The 14537-nt window shown below is 68.7% G+C and carries 14 protein-coding genes; 7 read left to right on the top strand and 7 right to left on the bottom strand.

Going from position 1 to position 14537, the window contains the following annotated elements; genetic code table 11:
• Nucleotides 1-134 precede the first annotated feature (134 nt).
• Both ACF8NF_RS08865 and ACF8NF_RS08860 read left to right on the top strand, forming a co-directional pair.
• Complete coding sequence (locus ACF8NF_RS08865; protein WP_016453252.1) at nucleotides 135-1037, top strand: LysR family transcriptional regulator; 903 nt, start codon at nucleotides 135-137, stop codon at nucleotides 1035-1037.
• 2 nt (nucleotides 1038-1039) lie between these two features.
• Complete coding sequence (locus ACF8NF_RS08860) at nucleotides 1040-1543, top strand: hypothetical protein (protein WP_016450580.1); 504 nt, start codon at nucleotides 1040-1042, stop codon at nucleotides 1541-1543.
• 1 nt (nucleotide 1544) lies between these two features.
• On the opposite strand, the gene ACF8NF_RS08855 is transcribed toward ACF8NF_RS08860, so the two are convergent.
• Nucleotides 1545-2084 (bottom strand): pyridoxamine 5'-phosphate oxidase family protein, encoded by a 540-nt coding sequence (locus tag ACF8NF_RS08855; RefSeq protein ID WP_034369154.1) that lies wholly within the window; start codon nucleotides 2082-2084, stop codon nucleotides 1545-1547.
• A 227-nt stretch (nucleotides 2085-2311) separates the two neighbouring features.
• On the opposite strand from ACF8NF_RS08855, the gene ACF8NF_RS08850 reads away from it, so the two are divergent.
• The 3 genes from ACF8NF_RS08850 (at nucleotide 2312) to ACF8NF_RS08840 (ending at nucleotide 5239) form a co-directional block, all read left to right on the top strand.
• Entirely contained in the window at nucleotides 2312-4003 is a 1692-nt protein-coding gene (locus tag ACF8NF_RS08850; RefSeq protein ID WP_016450578.1) for a long-chain fatty acid--CoA ligase, read from the top strand.
• A 143-nt stretch (nucleotides 4004-4146) separates the two neighbouring features.
• Nucleotides 4147-4959: a class D beta-lactamase gene (gene blaOXA / locus ACF8NF_RS08845; RefSeq protein WP_338500416.1), complete on the top strand. Its 813-nt coding sequence runs from the start codon at nucleotides 4147-4149 to the stop codon at nucleotides 4957-4959.
• 61 nt (nucleotides 4960-5020) lie between these two features.
• Entirely contained in the window at nucleotides 5021-5239 is a 219-nt protein-coding gene (locus ACF8NF_RS08840) for a hypothetical protein (protein ID WP_016450576.1), read from the top strand.
• A gap of 87 nt (nucleotides 5240-5326) precedes the next feature.
• On the opposite strand, the gene ACF8NF_RS08835 is transcribed toward ACF8NF_RS08840, so the two are convergent.
• The 5 genes from ACF8NF_RS08835 to ACF8NF_RS08815 all read right to left on the bottom strand — a co-directional run bounded on the left by ACF8NF_RS08835 (nucleotide 5327) and on the right by ACF8NF_RS08815 (nucleotide 10862).
• On the bottom strand, nucleotides 5327-6226 hold the full coding sequence (locus tag ACF8NF_RS08835; protein ID WP_016450575.1) for an NAD(P)/FAD-dependent oxidoreductase: 900 nt from the start codon (nucleotides 6224-6226) through the stop codon (nucleotides 5327-5329).
• Nucleotides 6213-6698, bottom strand: a complete 486-nt coding sequence (locus tag ACF8NF_RS08830) for an Rrf2 family transcriptional regulator (protein ID WP_016453247.1) — start codon at nucleotides 6696-6698, stop codon at nucleotides 6213-6215. The genes ACF8NF_RS08835 and ACF8NF_RS08830 overlap by 14 nt, the downstream gene beginning before the upstream one ends.
• A gap of 71 nt (nucleotides 6699-6769) precedes the next feature.
• Nucleotides 6770-7762, bottom strand: coding sequence for a tripartite tricarboxylate transporter substrate-binding protein (locus tag ACF8NF_RS08825; RefSeq protein WP_016450573.1), 993 nt, complete (start codon nucleotides 7760-7762; stop codon nucleotides 6770-6772).
• Nucleotides 7763-7809: 47 nt separating this feature from the next.
• A complete protein-coding gene (locus ACF8NF_RS08820) occupies nucleotides 7810-8958 on the bottom strand; it encodes a porin (RefSeq protein WP_016450572.1) in 1149 nt (382 codons plus the stop codon).
• A gap of 194 nt (nucleotides 8959-9152) precedes the next feature.
• Nucleotides 9153-10862, bottom strand: coding sequence for a tannase/feruloyl esterase family alpha/beta hydrolase (locus tag ACF8NF_RS08815; RefSeq protein WP_160854530.1), 1710 nt, complete (start codon nucleotides 10860-10862; stop codon nucleotides 9153-9155).
• Between the two features lie 195 nt (nucleotides 10863-11057).
• On the opposite strand from ACF8NF_RS08815, the gene ACF8NF_RS08810 reads away from it, so the two are divergent.
• Entirely contained in the window at nucleotides 11058-11945 is an 888-nt protein-coding gene (locus tag ACF8NF_RS08810) for an amidohydrolase family protein (protein WP_392450466.1), read from the top strand.
• A gap of 6 nt (nucleotides 11946-11951) precedes the next feature.
• Here the strand turns inward: ACF8NF_RS08810 and ACF8NF_RS08805 are convergent, their stop codons facing one another.
• Nucleotides 11952-12452 carry a MarR family winged helix-turn-helix transcriptional regulator gene (locus tag ACF8NF_RS08805; RefSeq protein WP_016453244.1) on the bottom strand — a complete coding sequence of 167 codons (501 nt, stop codon included), beginning with the start codon at nucleotides 12450-12452 and terminating at the stop codon, nucleotides 11952-11954.
• A gap of 216 nt (nucleotides 12453-12668) precedes the next feature.
• Here ACF8NF_RS08805 and ACF8NF_RS08800 point away from each other — a divergent pair, with 216 nt between their 5' ends.
• On the top strand, nucleotides 12669-14498 hold the full coding sequence (locus ACF8NF_RS08800) for a CocE/NonD family hydrolase (RefSeq protein WP_203400745.1): 1830 nt from the start codon (nucleotides 12669-12671) through the stop codon (nucleotides 14496-14498).
• The last annotated feature ends 39 nt before the right edge of the window (nucleotides 14499-14537 follow it).

Here is a 14537-nt window from a genome sequence, read left to right as displayed (position 1 = left end):
TGTCTCTAGGAATAGTCTGTTTCTGCGGCCCAAAGGGAGGAATGGGGCGGAAAAGGGGCCGGCGTGGGGCTGTGGCGCAACGGAATGCGGCCGCCCGCATGCCCCACAATCCCCGCCAAAGGAGTGCACGGGCAATGGACAGATGGCAGGCCATGCGGGTGTTTTGCGGCGTAGTGGATGCGCAGGGCTTCACGGCGGCGCAGGACAGGCTGGGCATGACGCATTCGACCGCCTCGCGCCATGTCAAATGGCTGGAGTCGGAACTGGGCACGCAGCTGCTGCAGCGCAATTCGCGCGGGCTGAGCCTGACCGAGGCGGGGCGCAGCTACTACCTCAGCTGCGTGCAGTTGCTGGAGCAGCTCGATGCGGCCGAGGCCGCGCTGGCCGTGCGCCGCGCACGCGTGGCGGGCGTGCTGCGCATCACGCTGCCGCTGGCCGTGGGCGCCATCGAGCTGGGCGACTGGCTGCCCGAGTTCGAGCAGCAATTCCCGGATCTGGAGCTGCAACTGCTGTGCACCGACCGGCTGGTGGACCTGGTGGCCGAGGGCGTGGATGCAGCCGTGCGCATCAGCCGGCAATTGCCGGACAGCGGGCTGCAGGCGCGGCTGCTCACGCATTCGCCTCTGGTGCTGGTGGCTTCGCCCGCCTATCTGATGCGCCACGGGGTGGTGCAGGCGCCAGAGCAACTGGCCGCGCACCGCGCCCTGGCCTTTGCTGCGGGTCCGGCCCAGCTGCGCTGGAGCGTGGTGTCCGGGCAGGGTGCTGTCACTGAGGTCCAGCCGCTAGCGGCATTGCGCACCGATTCGGTGGCCACCATCTTCGAGGCCGCACGCGCGGGGCGGGGCATTGCGGCGCTGACCTGGCATACCGTGCGCTCGGCCATCGAGCGCGGCCAGCTGGTGCGGGTGCTGCCCTGTTTTCATCTGGGGCAGTACAGCTACCACGCGCTGTATCCGCGCACGCGGCATCTGCGCCCGGCCGTGCGTGCCTTCGTGGATTTCATGGCACGGCGCTATCGGCAGGGGCCGGGGGACTGAGCATGGTGTTCTGGAGCCGGCCGCTCGATGCGCAGGAACAGGCCTTTGTGCGCACGCACTTCGGTGCCTCGCTGGATGCGCTGCTGCCGCGCATGCGCCTTTATCTGCGCCGCCTGGGCGACACGCGCAGGGCGCTGTCCATGAATGGCGGGCGCATCTTCATGCCGCGTGCCTTTTTCATGCAGTCCGATCCGCGCCAGCCGCTGCGCCTGTCGCATCCGCAGATCGCAGGCATCTTTGCCCATGAGCTGCTGCACCAGTGGCAGCGCCTGCAGGGCATGCCCGTCACGCGGCAGGCGGCCTGGCTGCAGTTCAAGGCGCTGTGCACGCGCGGCGATCCCTATGCCTACGAGCGCTGCGACGATCCCCGGCGCATGCTGCAGCGCTTTGTCCATGCCCAGGTGGAGCAGCAGGGCCAGATGTGGGAGGACCATGTGCGCGCCTGCGTGGCGGGGCAGGGCGATGCGGCGGGCGCCCTGATCGCGGCCCACGTGCGGGGCACGTGAGTCAGCTGGGCTGGATGCTCAGTGCTTCGATCAGGTCATGGGCCGACACATCGCGCGCCGCGCCAAAGCCCGCCACGTGCCGGGCGATGGATGGCGTGATGCAGACAAAGCGGAAGTCGCCCAGATCGGTCATGAACGCGGCTTCGGGGAAGCGCAGCACATAGCTGTCGCGCGCGCCATCGGCCAGCACGCTGCCGGGCGGAGGTGTGCTGGCCACGCCTTCAATGGCCACGCGCTCCAGTGCATGCACGCCCTCGCCGTCCACTTCGGCCGCGCACACCAGCAGGCTGACGGCCGGGTGCAGTTCCATGGCCCGCGTGTGCGCTGCCAGTGCGCTGACGTGCAGCACAAAGCAGCCAAACTGCGCATTCCAGGCCCAGGGCACCATGGACAGACGGGGAGCGGGCAGTGCATCGCCAGCCCCGGGGGCAGGGGAGTCGGCGGGCTGGGTGGCCAGGGCCGCGCTGCGGCGGCGGGCCAGCAGATCGCGCAGCGACAGCTGCAGGCGGGACAGGTGGGGCATGGCGGGCGTGGAGGGCATGGCGCCATCGTACCCGTGGCGTACTTGTGGCGTGCCCGTGGCCGGCTTGCGAAAGCACAAGGCGAGTTGCGGTGGCATCGGTATGCCATGGGCGCTCAAGCGTCACTTTGGCGACGATTCCCTGGGGCCTTCCCCAATGCCGGGAACCGGGTGTGCGCCTAGCCTCGCTGGCAAGGCGGATTGCCGCCGTCCGATCCACTCACCGACCATTCAACGCCCATCCGTCCATGTCGACCCTGCCCGCGCACCACGCCTTCTGGCCCAGCCGTCTGCCCCATTCCATCACCGTGCCCGCCACCAGCGTATGGGAGAACCTGGCCGTCAACGCGCGCCGCTATCCCGACAAGCCGGCCATCCGCTACTTCGGCAGCTCCATCAGCTACCGCGAGCTGTGCGAGGGCACGGAACGCATGGCGGCCTACCTGCACAGCCTGGGCGTGCAGCGCGGCGACCGCGTGATCCTGCTGATGCAGAACACGCCTCAGCTCATCCTGGCGCACTACGCCATCTTCCGCGCCAATGCCGTGGTGGTGCCGGTCAATCCCATGAACATGGCCGAGGAGCTCAAGCACTACATCACCGACGCCGACGCCAAGGTCGCCATCACCACGGCCGACCTGGCCCCCGAGCTGGCCAAGGCCAGCAACGCGCTGGCGCCGGGCCAGCGGCTCGATCACCTGATCGTCACCCAGTTCACCGATGCCTTCGATGCCGGTGTGCAGGGCGACGATGCGCCGCCTGCGCAGTGGCACGACTGGCTGCTCACCCGGCGCGAGCCGGCTGTGCTGGAGGGCGGCAGCGTCCACACCTGGCAGCAGGCCCTGGCCTGCACCGACGCTGCGCCGCCCCATGTGGTGGGCCGCGACGACATGGCCGTGCTGCCCTACACCAGCGGCACCACGGGCCACCCCAAGGGCTGCATGCACCCGCACCGCTCCATCAACCACAACGCCGTGGCGGGAAGCTACTGGGGCAGCGGCACCAGCGAGGCGGTCGTGCTGGCGGTGGTGCCCATGTTCCACATCACGGGCATGGTGTCGGTACTGCACACGGCCATCTTCATGGGTGCCACCGTGGTGGTCATGCCGCGCTGGGACCGCGAGCTGGCCGGGCGGCTGATCTCGCGCTACCAGGTCACCAGCTGGACCAACATCCCCACCATGGTCATCGACCTGCTGGGCAGCCCCAACTTCGCGCAGTTCGACCTCACCAGCCTCAAGTACATCGGCGGCGGCGGCGCGGCCATGCCCCAGGCCGTGGCCCAGCGCCTGCTGGAGCAATACGGCCTGCGCTTTTGCGAGGGCTACGGCCTGACCGAGACCGCTGCGCCCACGCACAGCAACCCGTCCGAGCACCCCAAGCAGCAGTGCCTGGGCATTCCCTTCATGAGCACGGAGGCGCGCGTCATCGATCCTGACACCGGTGCCGAAGTGCCCCAGGGCGAGCAGGGCGAGATCGTGGTCCACGGGCCCGAGGTCTTCGACGGCTACTGGAAGCGCCCCGACGCCACGGCCCAGGTCTTCATGGAGATCGACGGCAAGCGGTTCTTTCGCACCGGCGACCTGGGCCACGTGGATGAGGACGGCTACTACTTCATCACCGACCGCCTCAAGCGCATGATCAACGCCAGCGGCTTCAAGGTCTGGCCGGCTGAGGTCGAGTCGCTGATGTTCCGCCACCCCGCCATCCAGGAAGCCTGCGTGATCTCCACGCGCGACGCCTACCGGGGCGAGTCGGTCAAGGCCGTCGTCGTGCTGCGTGCCGGCAAGGAAGACACCACGGCCGAGGACATCATCCAGTGGTGCCGCGAGAACATGGCCGTCTACAAGGCGCCCAAGGTGGTGGAGTTCGTCAAGGCCCTGCCCAAGAGCGGCAGCGGCAAGGTGATGTGGCGGCAGTTGCAGGAGGCGCAGGCGTAGCCCCGCGGGCAGTTCCCATCCATGGGCAAGTCCCACACGCGCTTGCCCAGGGCGCCGTGGGGCTGTTTGCTGCAGGGGCTCTGCAAAGGCTGCGCGCGCATCTATGATCGCGCGCCAGATACGAACACCGCAGCGCACAGCACATGCATAGATTTCCTGGAACCGCTGCCACGGCCGTGGCAGCTTTTTTTTGGGTTTCCGTTCCCGTCCCCGTTGTCGCGCACGAACTGTGCACCCTCGTCGCCGACGCCGACACGGGCCAGTCCCTGGTGCACAGCGGCCCGGCCTGCGCCGAGCGGGTCACGCCGGCCTCCACCTTCAAGATCGCCATCAGCCTGATGGGCTATGACGCCGGCATCCTGCAGGACGAGTCCCGGCCCGCGTGGCCGTACCAACCGGAGTATCCGGACTGGGGCGGCGATGCCTGGCGGCGCGATATCACGCCCCAGGCGTGGATGAAAGACTCGGTGTTCTGGTACTCGCAGCAGGTGGTGATGCGTCTGGGCCAGCAGCGCTTTGACACCTACGTGAAGGCCTTCCGCTATGGCAACGAGGATGTCTCTGCCGTGCCAGTGGCCGACCCGGGCCACAACGGCGTGTGGGTGGTGTCTTCGCTGCGCATCTCGGCGGCCGAGCAGGTGGCCTTCATGCGCAAGATCGTGCGCCGGGAACTGCCCGTGAACAGTCAGGCCATCGATATGACCGCGCGCATCACCCGGCATCCAGTGGCCGTGGGCGGCTGGACCGTGCATGGCAAGACGGGCACGGGCTCGCCGGGCAGCGACAACCGCTACGACGCCAGCCGGGCCTATGGCTGGTACGTGGGCTGGGCCACCAAGGACCAGCGCAGGCTGGTGTTCGCCACGCTGATCCAGGACGAGCAGGCGCAAAAGCCCAATGCCGGCCTGCGCGCCCGCGATGCCCTGCTGCAGCGACTGCCTGCCGTGGACCGCTGACAATGCACGGGCCGTTCCTTTTCCGTACACCTTCCGCACACGAGCGACAGACCGACACCCGATGAAGACCATTGACGAAATGCTGAACCTGGACCTGCTCACCCCCGAGCAGCACGTTGAGATCAGCGACTGGATTGCCCGCGCGAATTCCCCCGAAGAAATACTGCAGATGCCCGCCCCTCTTTGGCAGGCCGTGGAGCGGGCCAGCGAGGCCATGGGCGTCAATGCCGATCTTCTGCGGCCGCCCGCGCTGGATGCGGGCGGCGCGGTCTTCGGATAGAGCGTGCTACGCCTCGTTCCGGACCCCTTTCCCGGCTTTCACGGGCACATCAAAGTGCATAGCACGCTCTAGGGCAGGCGCCGCAGTTCACCATCCCATCATCGACCGGTGCGCGCCAATGCCGGCCATGGCGCCATCGCTCACCGCCATGGCCACGTTGCCGGCCGCGCGAGCCGCGTCGCCACAGGCGAACACGTTGGGGACGCTGGTGGCCTGGCCTTCCGCGACCTTGATGAAGGGACCCATGGGGCCTTCTTCCAGGGCGCAGCCCAGCTGTTCGGCCACGGGGCTGGCGATGCGGGTGCGCGGCTGGGTGAACAGGCCATCCATGACCAGGCGGCGGCCGTCCTGCAGCAGCACGTCGGCCCGGCCTTCCAGGCGGGCGATGGGGGTGGCCTCCACCTGTGTGCCGCGGCGTGCGAAGGCGGCCAGCTCATCGGCACTTGGCGCGTAGGCGCCGTTGAGCAGCAGGGTGGTCTGGCCCCAGTCGGGAAGCATGACGGCGTGGTGATGGGCCAGGGCCGAGCTGGCAATGATGCCGATGCGGCCCGCATTCATCTCGTAGCCGTGGCAGTACGGGCAATGGAAGACGCTGCGGCCCCAGCGCTCGGCCAGTCCCGGCACGGGCGGCAGGCTGTCATGCACGCCCAGCGCCAGGACGAGGCGGGCAGCGCTGATGGCGGTGCCCGCTGCATGGAACTCCAGCCGGCCATCGGGCGCCACGCGGGCGTCCTCGGCCGTGCCGTCCAGCCACTGCACGGTGGGGTAGGCCATCAGCTGCTGCCGGGCCTGGGCGGCGATCTGGGCGGGGGCGACGCCATCCTGGGTGAGAAAGCCGTGCGATGTCTCGCCGGCCTGGTCCACGAAGCGGTTGCGCCGCAGCCCGGCATCGACCACCAGCACCTGGCGGCGCGCACGCGCCAGTTGCAGGGCGGCGGACAGGCCCGCATAGCTGCCGCCGATGATGGCGAAATCAATGTGTTTCATGCTGGTGCTCCTGCAGTTGGTACCAGCCCTGGCCGCCCGCTGCGCGGTGGCGCGCCAGGCGGGCATGGAAGTCCTGGGACAGGGCAGCCAGCGTCACCGAGCCCAGGCGCGCGAGCAGGGCGGCCTCGGCCTGCTGCACCGCGTTGCTCAGCGCTTCGTTCACGGCCTGGGCGACCAGGCATTCGGGCCGGTCTTCCCTGAAGCCCAGCGACACCAGATCAGGGGCGCCCAAGGCTTCATGCACGTCGCGCAGCGTGGTGCGGTCCAGCTCGCAAGACAGCACCCAGCCCCCGCCATGGCCTTTGGCGGAGGTGACAAGGCCTGCATCGCGCAGGCCCGACATCAGCCGGCGCAGCACGACCGGGTTGGTCTGCAGCGCGGCGGCGAGCATGTCGGAGGTGGCAGGTCCATCGCCCTCGGCCATGTGCAGCAGCACATGCAGGACGTCCGAGAATTGGCTGTTCTGTTTCATGAAACATTATTTGTTGCATGAGTGTGGCCTTGTTTCGCGAAGGGATATGGACCTGCCGTCCGGGTGCGCCATCAGGACTCGCCCGTGAACCCGATCTGCTTGACCAGCGAACTCCAGCGCTCGAACTCGGCCTGCTGGTCGGCGGCCATCTCCTGCTGCGTGCTGCCGCGCGCCAGCAGGCCCAGGGCCGCCAGCCCGTCGATCACGGCCTTGTCCTTGAGCGCGGCGGTGATGGCCGCATTGGCGTTGGCAATGGTGGCGGCCGGGGTCTTGGCGGGCGCGTAGAACCCGAACCATTCCTCCACCGTGACATCGGGAAAGCCCAGCTCGGTGAAGGTGGGCACCTCGGGCAGGAAGGGCGAGCGCTGCCTGCCCGAGGTGGCCAGCACGCGCAGGCGGCCAGCCTTCAGGTACTGCAGGTAGTCGCCGCTGGGGTTCATGGTGGCCGCGATCTGGCCGCCCACCAGGTCGGTGATGCTGGGCACGGTGCCGCGATAGGGCGCGTGCTTGAGCTCCACGCCCGAGCGCAGGCCCAGCAGCGCGCCCAGCAGGTGCGGCATGGAGCCCGCGCCCGGCGAGCCGAAGCTGGCGCGGTCGGGGTTGGCCTTGGCCCAGGCCAGGAAGTCCTTGAGCGTCTTGACCTCGGCCGGCACGGCGGGGCCCACGGCCAGGCCGTGGTAGATCACGGCGCCAATCGATACGGGCGTTGCGTCTTCGGGCCTGTAGGTCAGCTTGGGGTAGATGTGGGGATAGACCGAGAAGGCCGATACGGGGGCCAGTGCCAGCACGGAACCGTTGGGCGGGGAGTTCTTCAAGGCCTCCACCGCGATGCGGCCTCCGGCGCCGGGCTTGTTCTCCACAAAGCCCGGGCCCTTGCTGTAGGGCGTGCCGCCCAGCCGCTCGGCCACGCGGCGGGCCACGCTGTCGCCCGAGCTGCCGGCCGGAAAGCCGTACATGATCTTGACCTGGTCCAGTGCCTGGGCCAGGGCTTGCAGCGGTGACAGCGAGCCCAGGGCGGCGGCGCTGCCCAGGGCCTGGACGAAATGACGGCGATGCATCTGCATGGGATGTCTCCTGGTGAATATGGGAAAGGCAGGCGGATGGAAGCGGCTCAGAACATGTGGCGGATGCCCACGTTGATGCCGGTCTGCGAGCGTCCCGGCGCGGTGTTGCTGCCCGGCGCGCCGCCGCTGACCGAGACGGTGGCCAGGCGGTCGTTGCGGATGTGGCCGAGCTGCGTGTAGACCGCCGTGCGCTTGGACAGGTTGTAGATGGCGCGTGCCACCAGCAGGTCGGAGTCGTAGCCCGACACGCCGCGGTAGCGCAGCGTGAGCCACTGGGTTTCGAGCACCAGGGCCTCGGTGACCGGGTAGGAGGCGCCCACGTACCACAGGTTGCTGCGTGGCTTGACGGCGTCGCCGTCGTTGTCGCGGCGCAGCAGGCCGCCGCCGATCTTCACGCCGGCCAGCTTGAAGTAGCCGCCCAGGTGCAGGCGCTCGTCATGCTTGGCGCTGGAGTTCATGCCGCCGAACACCGGGTCGGTGGACGAGGCCGGCGTGCGGCCGTTTTGCTGCTCGTAGCCCAGCGCCACGCCCCAGGCCGGTGTGTCGTACTTGGCGTACAGCGACCATTGGCGGCAGGCCTGCGTGTCCGATCCGCTCTCGCCCGGGCAGTTGGTGCCTGCCGGGCTGGGGCCGGCATTGACGGTGTCACGCCCGAAGCTGTAGCCCGCGCCCAGTGCCAGCCCGCCGAAGTTGCCGCGCCAGGCCAGCATGTTGTCGGCGCGCGAGTTGGGAATGTAGGCGTCCAGCGAGCCCATGGCGAAGACGGCCGGGCCGATGATGTCCGAGTCCAGCAGCGACCAGAACAGCATGGAGTTCTGGCGGCCCATGGTCAGGCTGCCCCAGTTGCCGCCCAGGCCCACCCAGCTTTGGCGGCCAAAGCCGCGCCCGCCCTGGTTGAAGGTGCCCTGGTCGGGCGCAAAGCCCGACTCCAGCGTGTAGATGGCCTTGAGGCCGCCGCCCAGGTCCTCGCTGCCGCGCAGGCCCCAGCGCGAGGGCACCATGCTGGTGGTCGATGGCATGCGGCTGAGACCGCCGCCCGCCGCCACATTGTTCAGGTGCTCCACGCCCACATCGACGATGCCGTAGAGCGTGACGCTGGAGGTGCCTTGCGCGAAGGCGCCGAAGCTGGCGCCGGAGCCGGCCAGGGCCAGCACGGCGGTGGCCGCCAGGGTCCGCGGGGATGGGGTGGTTTTCATGGTGATGTCTCCTCTGGTTTGAAAAATCGTTGCCGTCTTGGCGTGGGTGTCCGCGCGCCTTTTCTCAGGCGCAGCGGGGCCCGGCCCCGCCGGGGGCGGGACTGCGGACAAGGGGTGGATGGGGGCGGAGGGGGCGGGCCGTTCAGGTGACCTTTCAGGTGACCGTTCAGGCGCCGCCCGCCTTCAGTGCATGGTCAGCGGCAACTGAAGCTGGCAGCGCTTTCCATGTCGCCGCTGCCGTTGTAGCGGGCGGCCAGCGGATGGGGGCACAGCGGCCGGGTGCGCGTGGGCGACCAGTTGGCGGGCAGGTCGGCGTTGGCGCCGCCCGCGTTGCCCGCGCCGCGCGCACTGGCGATCACGCGGTCCGGCGCCTGGCCTTTCTCCACCCAGGCCACGAGGGAGCTGAGCATGTCGAACTGATCGGTGGCCGGGCCGCCGCTGCAGTGGTTCATGCCGGGCACCAGGTACAGGCGGGCGAAGTCGGCGGCGTCGCCATGGTTGCGGCGCAGCGTGTCGTACCACTGCACGGTGTCATCGCTGGAGAAGATGGGGTCGGCCGTGCCGTGGTAGACCATGAGCTTGGCGCCCCGGTTGCGCAGCACGGGCAGCTTGCCGTAGTCGGGCGGCATCATCAGCGACAGGCCGCTTTCCGTGAAGGTGCCGTTGGTCGCCTGCACCTTGGCCAGCATGCTGTCCACGCTGCCGTTGAGGGCGAACTGCGCGTCGTTGAAGCTGGCGGCGCTTTCCGGCGGCGTCTGCCAGATGAAGGCCACGGCACCGGAGTCGCGGCTGATGGGGTTGGAGAATTTCCAGCCGGCCCAGCCGGCCGTATCCAGGCCCGCGTCATATGGGAAGCTGCTGTAGATGCGGCTGCCGCCGCTGGTGGTGGCGCCCTTGAACAGGCCGGCAATGGTGCTCTTTTGCTCGGCGCTGAGGCAGCTGCCGTCGCGCGCACCGCCGCAGGTGGGCACGTCGCGCGACAGGTCGAAGCTCGCCTGGCAGGCTGCGCCGGCCTGCACCATGCCGTCGGTGGCCCCGTCCAGCGCATCGCACCGGGCCAGCACGGCCTGGCTGACCAGGCGGCGCTCGGCCTGGGTGAAGCCCGTGCCCAGGTCCGAGGGCGTGGTCGCCAGCTTCGCATAGCCCTGGGCGCCGGCAATGTTGGCAATGGCCGCCAGCGGCAGGCGCGTGCCGGGGTTGCCGGCGATGATGCCGTCGTACTGGTCGGCATAGCGCGAGGCCGCCACCATGGCGTGGCGCCCGCCGTTGGAGCAGCCGCCCAGGTAGGAGCGGTCAGGTCCCTTGCCATAGGCCGTCTGCAGCGCGCTGCGCGCCATGGGCGTGAGCTTGCCCACGGCCTGGTAGCCATAGTCCAGTCGCGCCTGCGGGTCCAGGCCGAAGAAGGGACCCAGGCTGCCTGCATGCCCGGCATCGGAGCTGAGCACGGCAAAGCCCATCTGCAGCGCGTTGCCCAGCGGCCCGCCGCCCAGCGCGCCCACGGCCGTGCTCACGACGCCGTCCAGCCCGCCGTTGGCCTGGTAGAAGAAGCGCCCGTTCCAGTCGCGCGGCAGGCGCATCTCGAAGCCCACGGCGTAGTTCTGGCCATCCACGGTGCTGACGCGCTCGTGCATGCGGCCGGTCACGCGGCAGTGCTCGGCAATGGGCTTGCCTGCCACCGCCAGCGTGCCGGCGGCCACGGTCTCGGCGGCGGTGATGCGGGTGTTGGGGAAGGATATTTTCGCGGCCAGGTCCGTGCACGACAGCAGCGTGGCGGGGCGGGCCTCGGCCAGCTGCGCGATGCCGTCGCTCGAGCCGCCGCAGGCCGACAGCAGCAGGGCGGGCAGGGCGGCGGCCAGCGCGGCCGGCAAGGCGCGGGAACGGGTCTTGTGGATCTTTCTGTCCATGTCTGTCTCCTCGGAAGGTGGTGTGAAGCCTCAGCGCGAATCCGTTGCGTGGCAGCCGTTGCCTGCATCTGCATCGCTTTCTGATGGCCGCGATTTTGGTTATATTTAATAACCAATTCAAGCGGCCTTTGCGAATTTCTTATTGGGACTTCCCCTTGATTGCGGGGCAGGCAGCAGGCCGCACAGGAGACAGACATGGACCACGAAAAACTCATTGCCATCGACATCCACACGCACGCCGAGGTGAGCTGCTGGAACCCGTTCGACAACTACGGCGAGGAGTACGACCGCGCCGCCGACAAGTACTTCGGCAACGGCCGGCGCCCGACCATCGCCGAGACCGTGGCCTATTACCGCGAGCGCAACCTGGGCCTGGTGATGTTCACGGTGGACAGCGAATCGCAGCTGGGCCGGCGCCGCATTCCCAACGAGGAGATCGCCGAGGCTGCGCGGGCCAACAGCGACATGATGGTGGCCTTCGCCAGCATCGATCCGCACAAGGGCCGCATGGGTGCGCGCGAGGCGCGGCGGCTGATCGAGGAAGAGGGCGTCAGGGGCTTCAAGTTCCACCCCACGGTGCAGGGCTTCCATCCCTACGACCGCATGGCCTGGCCGATCTACGAGGTGGTGGCCGAGCACCAACTGCCGGCCATCTTCCACACGGGCCACAGCGGCATTGGCAGCGGCATGCGCTGCGGCGGCGGCCTGCGCCTGGCCTACAGCAATCCCATGCACCTGGACGACGTGGCCATCGACTTTCCCGACATGCAGATCGTGATGGCCCACCCCAGCTTTCCCTGGCAGGACGAGGCCCTGTCCGTGGCCCTGCACAAGCCCAATGTCTGGATCGATCTGTCGGGCTGGAGCCCCAAGTACTTTCCCCGGCAGCTGGTGCAGTACGCCAACACCCTGCTCAGGGACCGCGTGCTCTTCGGCAGCGACTATCCCCTGATCACGCCCGAGCGCTGGATGAAGGATTTCCAGGAAGCCGGCTTCAAGCCCGAGGTGATGCCCGGCATCCTCAAGGGCAATGCGGTGCGGCTGCTGGGCTTGGACCTGCCCGCCGCGCAGAAGGCGGACTGAGCGCGCTCAGTTGTAGATCTTCTGCAGCAGCTGGATCAGCGTTTTGCGCTCGGCATCGGTCAGGCGGTAGGTGGCATCCATCTCCAGCTGGGCCGCCGTTCTTTCTGCCTGGGCCGTGAGTTCGGCGCCGGCCGGCGTCAGGTGCACGCCCACGGCGCGGCGGTCTGTGGGATGGGGGCGGCGCTCGATGAGCTTGCGCCGCTCCAGCGCGGCGATCAGGCCCACCAGGTTGGGCGGCATCACGTCCAGCGCCGTGCACAGCTGGCGCGAGGTGATGCCGGGGTTGTGGGACACCAGGGACAGCACGGAGAACTCCACCATCTTGAGATCGTGGGTGGCCATGCGCTCCACGAACACCTCGATGATGGACATCGAGGCACGCCGGGCGTTGTAGCCGACCAGGGTGTGCAGGAAAGAGGCGTCGATGGACGGCCCCGGCGCTGTGGTGCCGGACGGGGCCGTGTTCTCTTCGGACGGAGCGGGCTTGGATGTGCGGGCGCGGGGCATGGGGTCAAGGAACTGAAAATCGAATCATAGTGTGGCGCGCGGCTGCCGTGGTCCGGGGCCTAAGGCCGTGGCGATTGGCCGCGTTCGCCTTCAGCCTGTCTTCAGGCGTGCTTCAGCCCCCCTTCAGCCTGCGCGTGCGCCATGCGCCCGGACGGTCCTACATTGCGGCCTGCCCCCTTGCGGGCATGACTGCATCAGCAACCAGGAGGACCATCCATGATGACTTTTCGCCATTCCCGCGCGTGGCTCGGCGCGGCCGGCATCGCCACCCTTGCCCTGGGCCTTGCGGCCTGCGGCGGGGGCTCCTCGGGCAGCACCAACCCCGGGCCGCGCATCTGGGGCTACATCCAGCTGCCTGACGGCAACAAGATGCGCTATTCGGTGGTCTTTCCCAAGGGGCCGGGGCCGTTTCCCGTGCTGATGGAGTACGACGGCTACGGATCGGGCTCGGTCACGGACCAGACCACCCAGGAATGGACCAAGGAAGGCTATGCCGTGATGGGCCTGAACGTGCCCGGCACGGGCTGCTCCACGGGCGAGAACCAGTGGGCCGACGCCTCCGTGGGCGCGGCCGGGGCGCACGCGGTGGAGTGGGCTGCGCGCCAGGCGTGGTCCACGGGCAAGGTGGGCATGGTGGGCTATTCATACTCGGGCTACGACCAGCTGTGGGTGGCGGCCCAGCGTCCGCCCAGCCTCAAGGCGATTGCACCTGGCAAGAACGTGGCCGATCCCTACCGCGACGTGGCCTATCCGGGCGGCATCCAGAACATCGGCTTTCCCGCCAATTGGTGGGGGCAGTTCCCCGCGATATGGCGCAAGGCCGCCGAGGACGCCAAGGCGCTGGACGGCGATACCGGATGCGCCCAGGTCGTGGAGGACAACATCCGCAAGATCCAGCGCCCGGACCTGGACATGGCGCGCTGGCTGGACGAGGACCGCTTCTTCGGCGCCCGCTACGCGCGCAAGAGCGCCATGTACACCACGCACCGCATCGACATCCCCACGCTGGGCACCCAGTCCTGGCAGGACGAGCAGGTGGGCACCCGCATGGGCTACTACGAGGACAGCATCGCCCCGGACAAGATGTGGCTGATCAGCTCCAACGGCGACCATCACACCGACAGCGCCCCCTTTATTCGCGAGACCATGAAGCGTTTTTACGCGCGCTTTCTCAAGGGCGAGAGCAACGGCTTCGAGCACACGCCGCGCGTGCTGCTGGCGCAGGAAATGCAGTGGATGAACGGTGGGGGCGACTATGGGCAGCTGCGCCCCTCGGCCGTGGCCAGCTTTGACCGGCTGCCCGTGCGCGTCACGCCCATGACGCTGTGGCTGCAGCCGGGCGGCGGGCTGGGCGATGCGCCGCCGCAGGCCGAGCGCCAATCGGCCAGCTACCGCTACCCGCTGCCGGGCGCCGATGCGAACCATCCCGACGCGGATACCGAGTCCGGCGCGGGCCAATGGATGGCCAGCCCCGCCGGGCAGGGCCTGCTGCGCTTTACCACGGCCCCGCTGCCGCGCGCGCTGAGCTTTTATGGCGAGGCCTCGCTGGACCTGTGGCTCAGCGCCACGGCCGGCGACACCGATGTGCAGGTCACCGTCTCGGAGGTGCGTCCCGACGGCCAGGAGATGTTCGTGCAGCGCGGCTGGCTGCGTGCCTCCATGCGCGCGCTGGACGGCCAGCGCTCCACCGCCTTGCGGCCCTGGGGCGATTTCACCGAGGCCGCCGTGCGCCCGCTGCGCCCCGGCGAGCCCACGCTGATGCGCGTGGAAATCCAGAAATTCGCCCATGTGTTCCGCGCGGGCTCCAGCCTGCGCGTGACCCTGGACACGCCTTCGCAGACCGGGTACTGGGCCTTCGACCATCTGTCCACGCCTTCGACCAACACCGTCTGGCTGGACCGCAGCCGGCCCTCGAAGATCGTGCTGGGCCATATCGCCTATGCCCATGAGCGGCAGCTGCCGGACTGCCGACGCATGCTGCGCCAGCCCTGCAGGCCCAACGAGGAGGCCGTTCCTTCGGGCGTGGGCCCCATGCCGCCGCTGTGACTTCGTGCCCCGGTGTTGACTATGAATGAACGTTCGTTC

The sequence above is a fragment of the Delftia sp. WSY_22 genome, from assembly GCF_043104185.1.
Lineage (GTDB): Bacteria > Pseudomonadota > Gammaproteobacteria > Burkholderiales > Burkholderiaceae_C > Comamonas > Comamonas tsuruhatensis.
Note: the sequence above shows the minus strand (reverse complement) of the source record. Positions and strands in the feature narration are given on the sequence as shown.